Source organism: Nocardia sp. NPDC055029 (assembly GCF_053608525.1).
This window is the reverse complement of record NZ_JBSGVQ010000011.1, coordinates 125,406-141,166: the sequence shown is the minus strand read 5'-3', so window position 1 is coordinate 141,166 and position 15,761 is coordinate 125,406. Positions and strand designations below refer to the sequence as shown.

General features: G+C 69.1%; 12 protein-coding genes. 4 read left to right on the top strand and 8 right to left on the bottom strand.

Going from position 1 to position 15,761, the window contains the following annotated elements:
- The first annotated feature begins 308 nt into the window (after positions 1-308).
- From ACWF9G_RS13275 to ACWF9G_RS13265, 3 genes are all read left to right on the top strand, one after another.
- Positions 309-1,250 carry a ParA family protein gene (locus ACWF9G_RS13275; protein WP_229740037.1) on the top strand — a complete coding sequence of 314 codons (942 nt, stop codon included), beginning with the start codon at positions 309-311 and terminating at the stop codon, positions 1,248-1,250.
- Positions 1,251-1,281: 31 nt separating this feature from the next.
- Complete coding sequence (locus tag ACWF9G_RS13270) at positions 1,282-2,310, top strand: ParB/RepB/Spo0J family partition protein (protein ID WP_379306070.1); 1,029 nt, start codon at positions 1,282-1,284, stop codon at positions 2,308-2,310.
- 106 nt (positions 2,311-2,416) lie between these two features.
- Positions 2,417-3,142, top strand: a complete 726-nt coding sequence (locus tag ACWF9G_RS13265; RefSeq protein ID WP_379306142.1) for a GNAT family N-acetyltransferase — start codon at positions 2,417-2,419, stop codon at positions 3,140-3,142.
- 64 nt (positions 3,143-3,206) lie between these two features.
- Here the strand turns inward: ACWF9G_RS13265 and ACWF9G_RS13260 are convergent, their stop codons facing one another.
- The 6 genes from ACWF9G_RS13260 to ACWF9G_RS13235 all read right to left on the bottom strand — a co-directional run bounded on the left by ACWF9G_RS13260 (position 3,207) and on the right by ACWF9G_RS13235 (position 11,517).
- Positions 3,207-4,400 (bottom strand): peptidoglycan-binding protein, encoded by a 1,194-nt coding sequence (locus ACWF9G_RS13260; protein ID WP_452515395.1) that lies wholly within the window; start codon positions 4,398-4,400, stop codon positions 3,207-3,209.
- Between the two features lie 119 nt (positions 4,401-4,519).
- Complete coding sequence (gene trxA, locus ACWF9G_RS13255; protein ID WP_379306066.1) at positions 4,520-4,852, bottom strand: thioredoxin; 333 nt, start codon at positions 4,850-4,852, stop codon at positions 4,520-4,522.
- A gap of 42 nt (positions 4,853-4,894) precedes the next feature.
- Entirely contained in the window at positions 4,895-5,881 is a 987-nt protein-coding gene (gene trxB, locus ACWF9G_RS13250; RefSeq protein ID WP_379306064.1) for a thioredoxin-disulfide reductase, read from the bottom strand.
- 98 nt (positions 5,882-5,979) lie between these two features.
- Positions 5,980-6,714: a hypothetical protein gene (locus ACWF9G_RS13245; protein ID WP_452515393.1), complete on the bottom strand. Its 735-nt coding sequence runs from the start codon at positions 6,712-6,714 to the stop codon at positions 5,980-5,982.
- 96 nt (positions 6,715-6,810) lie between these two features.
- Positions 6,811-7,368, bottom strand: a complete 558-nt coding sequence (sigM, locus tag ACWF9G_RS13240) for an RNA polymerase sigma factor SigM (RefSeq protein WP_379306141.1) — start codon at positions 7,366-7,368, stop codon at positions 6,811-6,813.
- A gap of 330 nt (positions 7,369-7,698) precedes the next feature.
- Entirely contained in the window at positions 7,699-11,517 is a 3,819-nt protein-coding gene (locus tag ACWF9G_RS13235; protein WP_452515392.1) for a murein biosynthesis integral membrane protein MurJ, read from the bottom strand.
- A gap of 453 nt (positions 11,518-11,970) precedes the next feature.
- Between ACWF9G_RS13235 and ACWF9G_RS13230 the strand changes: the two genes are divergently transcribed.
- Positions 11,971-12,783, top strand: a complete 813-nt coding sequence (locus ACWF9G_RS13230) for a hypothetical protein (RefSeq protein ID WP_452515390.1) — start codon at positions 11,971-11,973, stop codon at positions 12,781-12,783.
- Positions 12,784-12,855: 72 nt separating this feature from the next.
- On the opposite strand, the gene ACWF9G_RS13225 is transcribed toward ACWF9G_RS13230, so the two are convergent.
- Together ACWF9G_RS13225 and ACWF9G_RS13220 are read right to left on the bottom strand one after the other, a co-directional pair.
- Positions 12,856-15,279, bottom strand: a complete 2,424-nt coding sequence (locus ACWF9G_RS13225; protein WP_452515388.1) for a DUF6049 family protein — start codon at positions 15,277-15,279, stop codon at positions 12,856-12,858.
- Positions 15,276-15,731 (bottom strand): NUDIX hydrolase, encoded by a 456-nt coding sequence (locus ACWF9G_RS13220; RefSeq protein ID WP_379306139.1) that lies wholly within the window; start codon positions 15,729-15,731, stop codon positions 15,276-15,278. The genes ACWF9G_RS13225 and ACWF9G_RS13220 overlap by 4 nt, the downstream gene beginning before the upstream one ends.
- Positions 15,732-15,761 lie beyond the last annotated feature (30 nt).

The window sequence follows — 15,761 nt, the reverse complement described above, 5'->3', positions numbered from 1 at the left end:
CGAACGCTCCCCGGTGTTTCCCGTGAAACATCGCTCCTGGCACCGATTTGCGCGACTTTGGGTGTGTCCTTACCGGCGTGCCGCGATTCAGCTTTCCTAACTGTCGCGGGGCTGGCAAGCTGTTCACAGTCGGGCGTGCGCGCCGGGAGCCACCGCGGATGTGGCCGGACGCCCCCGAACTTGTTTGTGATGACACGGCGCCGACGCTCGGTCGGGAGTACGTGATCTGAAGTTTCTCGGGTTAGGAGCAGTCTATGTCGAGCGGTCCGGCGAATGTTTCACGGGAAACAGCGTCGCGGGTCCCGGGGATGCTGGATTCCAGCAACTTCGACGCGGAGACGTTCGGGAACACTCCTTTCGGGAATATCTCCCCGGCCGAGACCCCGATCGCGGCGGAAGCGCAACGCGCCAGCCAGATTCTGCATCCAGGAAAGGTCACTGTGCCGAAACCCCGCGAGCAACGGATCATCACCATCGCCAATCAGAAGGGCGGCGTCGGTAAAACGACGACGACGGTCAATCTCGCTGCGGCACTAGCGCACCAGGGCATGACGGTGCTTGTCGTCGATCTCGATCCGCAGGGCAATGCGAGTACGGCGCTGGGCGTCGCGCATCACTCCGGGGTCCCCTCCAGCTACGAGCTGTTGATCGGCGAGGTCGCCGTCAAGGACGCGATTCAGCAGAGCCCGCACAGCGAACGGCTGCTGTGTGTTCCGGCGACGATCGACCTCGCCGGCGCCGAGATCGAACTGGTCTCGATGGTCGCCCGCGAGGGACGCCTGAAGACCGCGATCCACGAGGCGGCCATCGCCGGCTACGACATCGATTACGTCCTGATCGACTGCCCGCCCTCCCTCGGTCTGCTCACCGTCAACGCGCTCGTGGCGGCCAAGGAAGTGCTGATCCCGATCCAGTGCGAGTACTACGCACTGGAGGGCGTCGGCCAGCTGCTCCGCAATATCGGGCTGGTGCAGGCGCACCTCAATCCCGAACTCCACGTTTCGACCGTCCTGCTGACGATGTACGACGGCCGCACCAAACTGGCCGACCAGGTGGCCGAGGAAGTGCGCAACCACTTCGGCGACGTCGTCCTCAAGTCGATGATCCCGCGCAGCGTGAAGGTCTCGGAGGCACCGGGCTACGGCATGACCGTGCTCGATTATGATCCAGGCTCCCGCGGCGCGATGAGCTACCTGGACGCGGGGCGCGAGCTCGCCGCCCGCGCCCAGCTCCGCCAGGACGCGTCGTAGTGAGTTGGAACGAGGAAGGGATCGGTAGCCGATGAGTCAGGCGAAAAAGGGCGGTCTCGGGCGCGGCTTGGCCGCACTGATCCCGACGGGTCCGGCAGCGACGGCGCCGGGTCTCAGCAGTGCCGCGGCGAGCGTGATCGGGATCAACCCGATCGGCCCGCAGCCGGCCGAGGCGTTCCTGCATCGCGTTCCGGATGCCGAACCCGAACCCGAGGAAGACCTCGTCTCCCCCGGCGGCGCGGTCTACCGCGAGGTGCCCGCCGAGCAGATCGAGCCGAACCCGAAGCAGCCGCGTCAGGTTTTCGAGGAAGAGGCGCTGGCGGAGCTGGTGCACTCGATCCGCGAGTTCGGTCTGATGCAGCCGATCGTGGTGCGTCGCGTCGAACCGGGCGTCGACAAGTTCCAGTTGGTCATGGGCGAGCGCCGCTGGCGCGCATGCCAGGAAGCCGGACTGGCGACCATCCCCGCGATCATCCGCGACACCGACGACGGCGCGATGCTGCGCGACGCGCTGTTGGAGAACATCCACCGCGTGCAGTTGAACCCGCTCGAAGAGGCGGCCGCCTATCAGCAGCTGCTCGAGGAATTCGACGTCACCCACGAGGAATTGGCCACGCGGATCGGTCGCTCCCGACCGGTGGTGACGAATATGATCCGACTGCTGAAGCTGCCGATTCCGGTGCAGCGTCGGGTGGCCGCCGGGGTGCTCTCGGCCGGCCACGCCAGGGCGCTGCTCGGTTTGGATGCCGGTGCCGATGCGCAGGAAGTGCTGGCGGCGCGAATCGTCGCCGAGGGACTGTCGGTCCGGGCCACCGAGGAAGCGGTGACGCTCGCGAACCGCAATCCGTCGGAGGTCGCTCCCCCGGCGCCGAAACGTAAGCCGATCCACATGCCGGGTCTGCAGGAAGTGGCCGAACGGTTGTCGGGTTCCTACGACACCCGGGTCACGGTCAGCCTCGGAAAGCGTAAAGGCAAGATCGTTGTCGAGTTCGGTTCCGTCGAAGATCTCGAGCGCATTGTGGCGCTGATGGAGCAATCCGGCCCTGAAACGTCACTGTGACAGGGCACTCCCAGTCTTTCTACATAATTGAAAGAGGCGGCATTACTGTGGATAGTGATGTGGCGTGAGCGTGGATGAATCGGACAGCTGGAGGCTGAGCAGAGCGGTGTCGACCAGCGTCACGGCCTTGACTCTCGATCGACTCGATCAGCTCCCGGCGCACACCCGGCGGTGTGTGTTCTGGGAGCTCGATCCTGCCGTTGCTGCCGACTCCCACGCCTTCAGCGATCCGGTCTTCGAGAAGGAAGCCTGGCTCTCGACCGTAATGCTCGAATGGGGCTCGTGCGGTCAGCTGGCGCATGTCGACAACAACATCGCCGGCTGCGCGCTGTACTCGCCCCCGAGCGCCGTGCCGCGGTCGACCCTGTTCCCTACCTCCCCCGTGAGCCCGGACGCGGTCCTGCTGACCACGCTGCAGGCCGAATTCCCCTACGAGGAGGCCGATGTAGCCCATCGGCTGATTCAGGCCGTTGTGGCCGATCTGGTGCGTCGCGGCGTGCGCGCGATCGAGGCGTTCGGCATTCGCAACGGTCCGGCGAGCAGCTCGCTGGCCGATCGCGGTCTCGGATCCTCGATGCGGTTGATGGAACGGATCGCGGCGCCGCTACGGGATCCGGCCGCCGCGACCCACTGCACCCCCGAAACCTGCATGATCGACGCCGATTTCCTCACCGAGGTCGGTTTCGAAGTGGTGGCCCCGCATCACCGCTTCCCCCGGCTGCGCCTGGAACTGGATTCCGACCACGGCTGGAAGGAAGACGTCGAGCGCGCCCTCGACCAGTTGCTCGCGGCGGCGTCGATGGCACCGCCGACCCGCGTCGGCGTGCTCTGAGGAACACAACACACGACAATGGCCCCGCGGAAACCGCGGGGCCATTGTTCGTTTCGGGGGTCTGCTAGACGCGCGGCACGGTGACGTTGCCGGACTCGGCAGCGGCCAGTTCCTCGGCAAGCAACTCGGCGAAGGTGTACGTGCCGGTGGGCTGGTCGTCCTGGCCGAGCAGATACAGCCGCTTGACCGAGATGAGGATGGCTTCGGCGATCACGTCGCGCATGCGCGGGTTGGTGAGCACCGAGGCGTCGTATTCGTTGGTGAGGTAGCCGAGATCGACCTGGACCGTCGGCATCTTGGTGAGCCGCAGCAGATCCCAGGTGCGCTGATGAGTCCGGCAGTCCTGCACCGAGGTACGGGCGACCACCTCGCGCTGGATGAAGCCGGCCAGCACCTGCCCGATCATCGAGACCGAGCCGTGCGAGTTGCCGAAGTAGAAGCCGGCGACGCCCTTGGCGGACGAGTTGTCGCTGGTGGCGCAGCGCAGCGAGATCATCAGGTCGGCGTCGAAGGCGTTGGAGGTGTCCGCGCGTTCGGCATCGGTGGGGTTGGCGCCCCACGGCCGGGACAGGAACGTCTCCATGCCGGTGGCGGCCATCCGGCCCTCGAGCCGGGAAGCCAGATCCCAGAGGATCTCCGACTCGTAGACGTCACCGAACTCGGTGGGCACCGCGAAACCCTTGTCGGCGCCGCCGAATCCGGGATCGATGACGATCCGCTTGCCGGTGAGCTGCGGACCCGCCCGGTGCACCACCTCTTCCTCGGCGATGCGGTGCGGGTTGCCGCCGGTGACGCGCGCGCCGAGCAGATCCAGCGAACGCAAGGTGTCGGGACCGCAGATGCCGTCGGCGGACAGGCCGATCTCGCGCTGGAAGGCGCTGAGCCCGTCGTGGGTGTGCGGGCCGAAGTAGCCGTCGACCCGGTGCACGTAGAAGCCGAGGTCCTGCAGCTTGCGCTGCAGGGTGGCCACGTCGTCACCGTAGAGCGGCGCGGACAGCTGGTAGATCAGCGTGCGGGCACCCAGGCGGTAGGAGGCTTCCTTCAGCGCGCGATAGGTCGCCGGACCGACGACCCCGTCGACGAGCAGACCGCGCTGTTGCTGGAACGCGCGTACCGCCGAGTCGAGCGGGCGGTCGAACTCCGCGTCGGTGTCCTTCCAGTAGTCGCCGTGCTGGGGATGCAGGAAGCCGAGGCTTGCGAGGGTGCTCCGAACCTCTGCGACGGCTGGTCCTGAATCGCCGTGACGAAGTCGGTGCATGCGTGAGAGCCCTTTCTTCGACCGGAGCGTCGCCTCGATTGTCTCAGACCCGGGGCGCTTTGCGGGAATCCCCGGGTCCAGGCATCCTACGGCGCGTCGGCCGGTAGGAGGTGCTTTTATCAGATCAAGCCGTCGAGTTCACGCAGCAGCGCGGCCTTGCCCTTGGCGCCGACGATCTGCTTCACGGGCTTGCCGCCCTGGAACAGGATCATCGTCGGCAGGGACAGGATCTGGTAATCGCGGGCGGTGCCGGGGTTGGCCTCGGTGTCGAGCTTGGCGATCGTCAGCTTGTCGGCGTGGGTGCCCGCGATCTCCTCCAGCACGGGGGCGACCATCTTGCACGGACCGCACCAGTCTGCCCAGAAGTCGACCAGCACCGGCTTCTCGCTGAGCAGGACGTCATCGGCGAAGGACTTGTCGGTGACGGTGATGGTGTTGGCGCTCTCGGCCATGGGTGTACTCCTTGCTGGGGGTGGAACTCGACGTGCTCGAAATCAGTTGGTGGACACTGCTGCCGGGCCGTCGGCGTTGTCGAGGGTGTTCGCGGTGATGTCGCCCTGCTCGGCGAGCCAGCGCTCGGCGTCGATCGCGGCGCGGCAGCCGGTGCCCGCGGCGGTGATCGCCTGCCGGTAGGTGTGATCGACCAGGTCGCCCGCGGCGAACACGCCTGCCACGTCGGTGGCGGTGCCCGGCTCGGTCACCTGCACATAGCCTTCGCTGTCGAGCGCGACCTGGCCCTTGACCAGTTCGCTGCGCGGGTCGTGGCCGATGGCGACGAACAGGCCGGTCGCGGCGAGCTCGGACTCCTCGCCGGTGCGGGTGTCGCGCAGGGTGAGGCTGGACACGCTGTTCTCGCCGTTGACCTTCACCACTTCGGCGTTGAGCCGGAACTTGATCTTCTCGTTGGCCTTGGCGCGCTCGAGCATGATCCGCGAGGCGCGGAACTCCTCGCGACGGTGCACGACGGTGACGCTGGCCGCGAACTTGGTGAGGAAGGTCGCTTCCTCCATGGCCGAGTCGCCGCCGCCGACCACCACGATGTCCTGGCCCTTGAAGAAGAAGCCGTCGCAGGTGGCGCACGCGCTCACGCCGCGGCCGAGCAGCTCCTGCTCACCCGGCACGTGCAGGTAGCGGGCGGCCGAGCCCATGGCCAGGACGATGGCGTAGGCCTCGAAGGTCTCGTCGCCGACGGTCACCTTCTTGATCGGGCCGGACAGGTCGATCGCGTCGACGTCCTCGGTGCGCAGGTCGGCGCCGAAACGCTTGGCCTGCTCGCGCATCTGCTCCATCAGGTCGGGACCCATGATGCCTTCGCGGAAGCCGGGGAAGTTCTCCACCTCGGTGGTGGTCATCAGGGCGCCACCGAACTGGGTGCCCTCGAAGACGAGGGGCTGTAGTTCCGCGCGAGCGGCGTAGACGGCTGCCGTATAGCCGGCGGGTCCTGAGCCGACGATGATCAGGTCGCGAACTGGCGTGCTCATGGGGCCCTTCCGAAAGACAAGCTGGGGACGTGTCGGTCAACAACAGCCTAAACGGTGTTGTTCCCGGTGCTACGGCGCTGTCCGCCGAAGCTGCCGCGTCAGCCGATATCGCGTAGCGCTAGCTGTTCGGGGGCGCCGACGGTGCAGCCCGCGCCGACGACCAGCGCGGTGATGGTCGGCGGCTCCGGCCCGACGACGAGCACCAGGACCGCGTCGGAGCCGCGGAAGGTGATACTCGACGCACCGAGGACAGCGCGGTCGATGCCGTTGGCCTGGACGCAGCGGGTCAGTGCCGCGTCGTCGGCCAGCGGACCGCGGACCTCGCGCTTGCCCAGTGCGCTGAGCGCGGCCGCGGTGGTGAGTTCGTCGCCCGGGGTGGCCGGTTCGGTGAACTGCGCCGCGGTCGGCGTGCCGTCGGTGGTGTCGAGCGTGCTGACGACCGCGCCCGCGCCGGCCAGGACGGCCACCGTGGCGGCGGCCGCGGCCAGCAGGCCCATCCGGCGACGGGATCGGTACCGCGCTAGGGAAACCGGCGGTTCGGCCGGTAGCTCCGCGGACAGCGGCGTGACTCGTTCGGTAGGACCGTCGCCCGCGTCCAGTTCGGCGACGAAACGGAACATGCGGTCGGCGACGTCGTCGGGCATGCGGTGCATGACCCGCTCGTCGTCGCCGAGCCTGCGGAGGTGAGCGTTCACCTCGTCGAGCTGATTCAGGTAACGCAGCGCGTCTGGGTCGGTGCTGACGGTCGGCCACAGTTGCTCGCGCAGTTCCGGCGCGAGGTTGTCGGCATGGAGATCGGCCAGCAGTTCCGACGGGAACGGAGGCTGCGGCACGGATCGAGACACCCTCGCACCTCCCCTGTTCTGTCGATATCGGATCGCAGGACTTACATCGCTGACTTGTTCGTCACTGTTAATGACGCATCCGGGCTAGATCCGGTTCCCTGGATCCCGGAAAAATTCCAAACGTTCTTGCAAACGTACGCGCGCTCGGGAGCAACGGCTCTTGATAGTGCCCTCCGCCACGCCGAGCAAGGCGGCCGTTTCGGACACGCTGCGCCCCTCCATTTCGACCATGACCAGGGCGAGCCGCTGGTCCTCCGGCAGTGTGAACAGGGCCTCCTCGACCACGGTCGACAGTTCGAACTCGGCGAACTCGTCGCGCGAGTCGACCGCCTCGGGCATGACGTCGGGAGTGATCGATATCGCGCGGCGGGTCTTGTTGCGGCGGATCCGGTCCAGGCAGGCGTTGACGACGATGGCGTGCAGCCAGCTGCGCACCTCGGCCTCGGCCCGGAACGACTTCGCGGTGCGGTGCGCGGACAGCAGGGCGTCCTGCAGCGAGTCGGCGGCGTCCTCGCGGCTGTAGGAGGTGCGCAGGGCGGTCTGCCATAGATGGTCCTTGTGCCTGCGCAGCAGTTCGGCGAACGCGTGCGGCTCGCCACGGACATGCGCGGCCAGCAGTTGCTTGTCGCTGCCGTTCTCCAGGAGGAACGAGCGGTCGCGGTATGCGGCGACCTGCCGCGTTCTCCCCCCGCGGACCTGCTCGTTGACTTCCGGCGACACCTTACCCCTTGGACAGCGCTCATTACGGCGACTTCACGTCGGCGAACGAGGCCGATCCATCACCTGACTACTACGCGGCGTCCAGGACCGACGTCGACAGATCCCGGGTAGCTCCCAGCCGAGAGCGCGGGGCGATCATACCGTCGATAACAATTGCGCACCAACCGGACCGCGGTTCGATGACGGTCGGCATCCGGCCCGGAAGTAGGCGGCCACCTGCGCTGATTGCGGTGGGAGAAGGAGAGTCGCCGACTAGGGCGCCGCGTCGAAACGGACGTCGGCGATCTCGGTCTGGAACTGACCGCCCGAGTTCGCCAGTCCGGTGATCCAGACGAGCACGAAACGCGCGGCCTGGTCGGTCTGCACGGCGATGTCGGTGACCCCGTCACCGAGCTTGGCCGACCCGATCAGCTGGGTCTGGTCGAGCGTGGGTGCCTCGGTGGGCGAGGTGCGGATCTCGACGGTGCTGCCCGCGCTGGGCGAGGTGATCGAGACATTGGTCAGCTTGGCGGGCGTCGGCAGCGTCGCCAGCAGGCCGACGCCCTTCTTGAGGGCGGGGAACTGCTGGAAGTACTGATCGGTGTGCCACACCGTCGCCGTGTTCTGGTCGAGCACCGCGCCCGCCGTGGCCGCACCGTCCGGGGTGCCCTCCGGGGAGAACACCGCTGCCCCGGTGACCGGCACCGGGAAGCTGGTCGGCGGCGCGGCCGGGGTCTGGCCCGCTGGTGGCGCGGCGGCAGGCGGCGCGACACTCGACGTGAGCCCGATGTTGATCTGCTCGTCCAGCGGCTTGTCCGAGGCGCCGGGCGCGAAGATGCTGACCATCCACCAGATCAAGATGCCGACGACCAGCGCGGCGAGCACGCCGAGGCCGACCATGATCCACATCATCCGCTTGGAGCGGTCCCGCTCGGCGGCGAGCAGCTCCGGATCGGCGAGCGAGTCCGGTCCACTCGCCACGGCCCGCTGACCCAGCCGCAGGACCGGGATGAAGTCGGTCTTCTGGTCGACGACCGAGGCCTGCTCGAGCACGTGCTGCACGGTGGCGGCGGTGCGCACACCCTTGTTCGACTCGAGCGAGCGGACCGCGACGGCCGAGATCTCGAACGGGACCTCCGGCCGGATCTGCCGCGGTTCCACCGGCGTGCCGTCCGGCCCGAAGTCGGCGAGGTGCAGGCCGCCGATGGTGGCCGCGGTCCCGGTGACACCGCCGACCCGGATCGGCCAGCGGGCGGTGATCAGGGCGTAGAGCATCGCGCCGAGGCCGCGCACGTCGGCCTGGGCGTCCGAATCACCGAGGGTGCCGGGGAAGGCGAGCACGGCGTCACCGGAGGCGCTGATCCGGATCCGGTCGGGGTGGTCGATCGAGAGCGAGCCACCGCCGCGGTGGGCCAGTTCGGCCGCCGAGGCGAGCGCCCTGATGGCCCTGGCCGCGCCGATCGGCGACGGCACCGTCTCGGCCATCTCGCGGAGCGAACGACCCGGCGTCCACTCGGCGACGACGATGCCGCCGGAGCTGCCGCGGACCACGTCGAGGACCCTGGCCAGGCCGGGCGAGTTGATCCGGCCGAGGCGCAGCGTGCGCGACAGGATCGCCTGCGGGCCGTCGTGGCCGGAGTTCTCCCCCGACTTCTGATCGGCGTCGACGAAGGTCAGCGCGACCTCGCGGTCGAGCTTGATGTCGAGCGCCTGCCAGAACCTCAGCCCGCGCGCACCGCCGTGATCGGCCAGCAACCGGTACCGGCCACCAGCGACGGACGCGCCGGGCATCAGCTTCGGGCCACGCTGCGCACGGTTCGCCGACGGCTGGACCTGCGGCGGGATCGGCAACATGCCGGTGTCGTAGGTCGGATCGTGTGGCATTTCCCGTGGCTCGTCCGCCGGATGTCGCTCGTTGTCTGCCGGGCCGCTCTGTGGCGATTCGGCCTCGTCGGGCGTGTCGGCGTGCTCGGATCCTGTCGCGCGGGTCGCGGCAGGATCGACATCGGTGGACATTCCTCCTGCTTTGCGCGCCGCAGAATCAGCGGCCGGGACGCCGCCCACCGCGTCATCGCTCACCCTCGGTCCTCCTTCGCCCTGATCTCGCGGATCCTTCCGCGTGTTCACGACATCACTACCCATGTCGGTCTGCCGAACAGCGTACGGGAACTGTGCTTGGCCGGTGAGGTCAACAGCGCCCGGCCGGATCACCGGCAGGATCATCGTCTGGGTGTCCATCGACGGCCCATACGACGGGAACCCGTAGGTGTCGGGCCTGCGCAGGACCGTGGTCGCGTAGATGTCGTCGGCGGGGCTCTCGTCGAGGCCGAGATCCGGCGCGGGCGGGGTGATACCCAGCTTGCGCGACACCGCGACCGTGATCGCCACGACCTCGGGAATTCCGGCCAGGCGCATCAGACCGAACGCCACCGAGAACATCACCAGCGCGCCGACGATGACGCGCAGCAGCGACGCCGGACCGCCCGTGAGCTGATCCATCCTGGTGATCGTGTCGACGATGAGCATCACCGCACCGCCCGCCACCGAGGCGAGCAGCACGCGGGTGACGGTGCGGCCGACATTGGACATGCGCAGATCGCCGAGACTGCGGTGCAGCAGGATGCCGCCGATCACCGCGCCCGCGGTGAAACCGAGGCCGGTCGCGACGCCGAGGATGATCACCACGTCGTCGCTGTCGCGGGCCAGCACCGGCGCCAGCGCGGAGCACAGGATCTTGATGGTGGTGATGCCGAGGATGATCCAGGTCGGGGTCCACGCCTGTTCCCTGGCGTAGAACACCCGCAGATGGATCAGCACCAGCGAGTACGGGATGAGCGAGAACGCCGACCAGCTGACCGCACTGCCGAGGCGTTCGGCATCACCGGCGAACTGGGCGTATCCGTAGAGCGCCTGGCCGATCTCCGGACCGGCCAGGGTCAGGAAGGTGACGACCGGGATCAGCGCGATCATGGTGAGCCGGGTGGCCACGGACAGGTCGTCGACCACGGCCGGGGTGTCGTCGGCGGCGGCGTTGCGGCTGAGCCTCGGCATGATCGCGGTGAGCAGCGTGACACCGAGGACGCCGTAGGGCAGCTGCAGCAGCGCCCAGGCATTGGCGAAGATCGCGGGACCGGCCTCGTCGGCGGCGGAGGCGATGTTGTTCGCGACGACCAGGCCGATCTGGCTGATCAGCACGTACAGGATGATCGCTGCGCCCATCTTGCCGAACTGCTTGAGGCGCGCGTCGACGCCCCACAGCGGGCGCAGATCGATGCCGTGCCGCCGGATCGCGGGCAGCAGACTCAGCGCCTGCGTGGCCACACCCGCGGTGACGCCGATGCCGAGAACCAGCAGTTTCGGGTCGCTTATCCGCACCGGATCCAGCGTGATCTCGCCCGGCGTCAGCGCGTAGGCGGCCAGTACCACCAGCACGACGATGTTGTTCAGGACCGGGGCCCACGCGCCTGGTTTGAACGCCTGCCTGGTGTTGAGGATGGCGGTGAACAGCGCCGACATGCCGTAGAACAGGATCGCGGGCGCCAGCAGGTAGGTCAGCGCCGTGGTCAGGTGGGTGTTCACCTTGCCGCCGGAGTCGACGAGCACATGGCCGGCCAGGATCGGGGTCGCGGCCAGCGTCAGTACCGTCGCGACGAACAGCACCGTGAAGGCCGCCGTCACCAACCGGCGCACGAACGCGGCGCCGTTGTCGGCGTCCTCGTGTTCGGCGCGGACCAGCGTCGGCACGACGATCGCCGTCAGCACGGCGCCGAGCACCAGCTCGGCGATCATGTTCGGGATCAGGTTCGCCGAGATGAAAGCACTGGCGATGGCGGGACCGAGGACCGTCAGCAGCAGCAGCTGCTTGGCGAACCCGGTGATGCGGCTGATCAGCGTCGCGACGGCGATCGAACCGGAGTCCTTGAGCAGTTTCGCGTTGGCGCTCTGCGGGGTGTCGGGCTTGTCGGCCGTCACCCGCTTGGGGCGCGCGATCCTCTGGGTCTTGGCGGCGGCCTGGTCGTCGACGGCGGTGCGCCGACCACTCGCCGAGCCACGCCCGGGTTCCGCGTGCGCGCCGACCGGCGTGCCCGGCATCCCGGGATAGGAGGGGCGTTGCGGGGCGTCGCGGCGCTCCGGTCGTCGCCCAGCGGACTGACCGCCGCCAGGCTGGTTGGGCTGTTCCCCGAACCGCTGTTCCGGTCGGCCCTGCCGGGGGATGGCACCGGACTGCGGACCGCGCGGGGGAAAGTCGCCGGCGCGCGTACCGGAACCGGGCGCGGGGCGCGCACCTTCCTGCGGCCGCTGGGGACGTACCCCGGCATCGATATCAGGACGCGCCTGCCGTGGAATCGCACCGGAAGCCGACCCGTGCGGCGGCGCGGGCCGCTGCTGCTGGGGGAACTCACCTGACCGCGGGGCCGTCCCGGGTCGCTGCGAGAACTCCCCCGGGCGCACGCCGGGGTTCGGTGCCTGGTCGGGCGGGAACTCCCCCGGGCGTGCGCCCGAACCCGGACGGGGTGGCTGACCAGGACGTGCACCCTGGGCGGGGTGCGGAGGCTGGGGCTGACGCGACGGCGGAAAGTCCCCCTGGCGCGCGCCGGGACCTGGACGCGGCGGTTGCGGCTGACCCGGACGCTGTGCCTGCGGGAACTCGCCCGAACGACCGGCGGCACCGGGTTGCTGCGGCGGAACGCCGGAACGGCCGATCTGGCCGGGCCGCTGCTGCTGCGGGAATTCGCCGGAACGATCAGCCGGGCCGGGTTGCTGTGGCGGAACGCCGGGACGGCCGATCTGGCCGGGCCGCTGCTGCTGTGGAAATTCACCGGACTGACCCGGCATCTGCACGCGCGGCAGTTCACCGGATCGACCGGCTTGGGGCGGTGGCTGACGATTGTCGCCGTGCGGACCGCGTGGCTGATCCGGCGCACGGTATCCCGCGGGCGGCGCGCCGCGATGATCGGGCGATACGGGCCGAAACCCGGCCGGCTGTTCGCCGGGACGGAACTCGGAGGGCTGATATCCAGGCTGACCCGGCGGCATGCCGGGCCGGGGTCCGGCGCCTGGCTGAGGTTCGGCACCAGGCCGAGGTCCAGGCTGCCGACGCACGCCCTGCTGGTCGAAGCCCGGTTCGCCGGCCCGGTATGGCGGCTGCGGTCGACGCCCGGGCTCACCAGGACGCGGCGCGGCGACGTTCCCCTCGTGCTCCCCGGCCGTCATCCCACGCTCCCACGGCGCGGCGGGCGTCTGGCGCTGTGCCGGTCCGTCGCGACGATCCTCGTGGTCGTGCCGATGAGCGGAATCATCGTCGCCCATCATGCCTCCTGTACCCGGCGTAACCCGCGAATCCCGCCGGTCCGATGAGCGTTTCGCTCACCCGTGCCACTCTCGTCCTTGTCTGCCATGTTCCCCCGCCCGCGTGTCAGGCGCGGGCGATCAGTGCCGTTCGAACCCCTCGTCGGCGGGATCGGGCTGCCCGCGGAACCGGCGCCACAACCGGCGCCCGGCCAACAGCAACAGCAGTATTCCGGCACATGCCGTAATTATGGCCAAGGCCTGTCCGTAGGCGTTCGACCGCACCGAGACCGAGGTCGGCTCGCCTAGCGCGACGCCGTCGGGCGTGGTAAGGGAAATCGGAATCACCAGCTTACGGCTGTCGCTCACCTCGGTCGGAATCTGGAACGAGCGGGTGCCGGACGGCGGAAGCAGCTGTTCGCCGATATCGGTGATGTTCGTCTCGGCGGGCGCCTCGATCCGGAATTGCACCCGGATGGCGACCGGCAGTTCATTGCGGGCAACCAGCAGCAGCGGGCTCTGTTCCGAGGCCAGCGTGTACACCCCGCCCGGCGGCAGCACCGATACCGAAGCGAACATGTCGTCGAGTTCGCGGGTGGCCTGATCGATGCGGCGCTGGGCGTGCAGATCGGCCTGGGTGTCGTCGTCGGTCCTGCGGTCGGACAGGCTCAGCGCGCGCAGCAGGTCTTCCCTGGCCGGGGTCATGAAGGCGTGCGGGGTGAGCTCGGATTCCGGCAGCTCGACCAGCGCGCGCATCAGCTCGGTGATCCGCGCGCCCTGGGCGTGGATCGGCGGCACGAACCGCTCCGGCGCCGCGTCCTGGGCGGCGCGCGGCAGGTATTCGAGCGTGAACGGGCGCGGGTCGGGCGCCTGGGCGACGAGGTCGGCGAAACTGCGTGGGCTCGCGAGATTGTTGCGGGTCAGCAGTTCGACCTGCTTGAGCAGCGCGATGCCCTCTTCCCGATTGGCACCCCACTGCTGCGGCGGCATGAGCAGCTGCGAGCGCGGCCGGTCAGCGGCCGGGTTCAGCGCCGTCCAGGCCATCGCGCCGAGCGCGTCCTGCAACCGGGCCGCGCGCGAGTCGTTGGTGACGTCGAAACGCACCTTCGACGGCGTGAACGACGGGGTCGGCGGGTTCGAGCCGACGGCGGCCAGCGCGGTCGCCGACCAGATGTCGAAGGTCGTCACCCGCAGCGCGGGGTCGGTCGTCGCGGGCGCGGCCGCGGGTGGGTCGATGCTCACCCCGGGTACCCGGACGACGTCCGGCGCCGCCTGTTCCCCACCGACGACGACGCCCGGTTCGAGCGTCACCGGCGCGGAGGTGAGGGCGTTCTCGGTATCGCTGGGAGCATCGTCGCTGGTCACGGCCGTGCTCGCCAGTACAGCCGTCCCGTACCCGTGACCGCGCAGCAGCTGCCCGGCCGGATCGTCGATGCTGCCGGAATCGGGCAGGCTGATCCCGCGCAGCGACTGGGTGCCGAGAATCGCGTCCACCACGTCGGCCGGTGCCAGCAGCGCCCGCGCGGACAGCCCTGGATCGTTCACCGCGGCCAGCGCCGACACGTCGACCTGCGCGAACGGCAACGCCACCGTGCACATCGACCCGGCCAGCGCGCGCAACCGGTCGAGCCAGGCCTGCGCGCTCGCCGCCCCGGTCCCCTCCCTGGTCGCGCCTTCGGGATCGGACGGGCTGGCCAGCACCCGGTAGCCGCGCGTCATCGTCTGCACGGTCGACACCAGGTCGGGGTCGATCGCGATGCACACCGAACTCGCCACGCCGCGCTCACGACCCGGCCCCGGGGGGACCGATTCCAGCGCGGCCACCAGCTGTTCGAGCCGTCCGCCCTTGCCGACCGATACGGCCAGCTCGTCGTCGAGCAGTTCGGCCTGCCCGTTGGCCGACCCCGGCCTGCCCGCGACCATGCGCGGGCGGTCGGCGAGCGGCCAGATCAGCGTGGTCGCCACCGGCGTCGCGTCGGCGGGCGCCGGCACCGGTGCGGCGCCGCCTTCCTCACTGCCGGTGCCGGGCAGCCCGAGCACCGGCAGCAGGAAGCGGGCGTCGTCGAGCCTGGCCTGGGTGCCGTAGGCCGGTTCCCCGTTGACGTTGAGCAGGAGCGGATACACCCCGGGATCGGTCAGCCCGAGCGAGGCGCCCTCGCCGCCCGGCCGCAGCGTGATGCGCACCGAGAACTGTTTGCGCTGACCGGGACTCAACCGCTCGGCCACATCCTGGAACGGCCCGGTGAGCTCGTAGTTCACCTGATCGAGCCGCAGCGAACTGCGCAGCCCGCTCGGCGAGTCCACCGGCGCGGCGCGCTGGATCCGCACGGCCACATCGTCGACGACCCGGTCACCGATATTGGTGACGGTGCCCGACACCGTCAGCATCGGGTCGCTGCTCGTCGTGACTGTGCCCGGCGCGATGGCGTCCAGGGTCAGCTTGAGGAATTTCGGTGCCGACGCGCCCGACCCGTTCGGTTGCGCGTGCCCGACCGCCGGCAGGAGCGTCACCGAACCCAAGATGGTCAGGACCGCCGTGATCAGCCGGAACAGTCCACCCGTCATCGCTTGCCGGTCTCCATCCGGTCGATCATTCGATTCGCCACTTCGGCCAGCCGCCGTTCGTCGGCATAGGCCAATCGGGAATCCAACTCGCTCAACGGAACCCACGCAACCTGGGTGACTTCCACGTCGGCGTCGGACAGTTCACCGCCGAGCGAGCGCAGCAGGAAATGGTGCACGGTCTTGTGTACCCGCCTGCCCTCGGTCACGAACCAGTAATCGATGCTGCCCAGCTCGGCGACCACTTCGCCGCTGATGCCGGTCTCCTCGGCGACCTCGCGAATCGCGGTCTGCTCGGAGGTCTCCCCCGCTTCGATATGCCCTTTGGGCAGCGACCAGAGCAGTCGTCCCCGGCGATCGGTACGCCCGATCAGCGCGGCGGAGCGGTGCTCACTCGGACCGTCGAGGCCGTCGACGACGAGACCGCCCGCCGAGGTCTCGCGCACGGTCCGCATCCGCGGCTTACCGGCATTGCTCGCCGAACC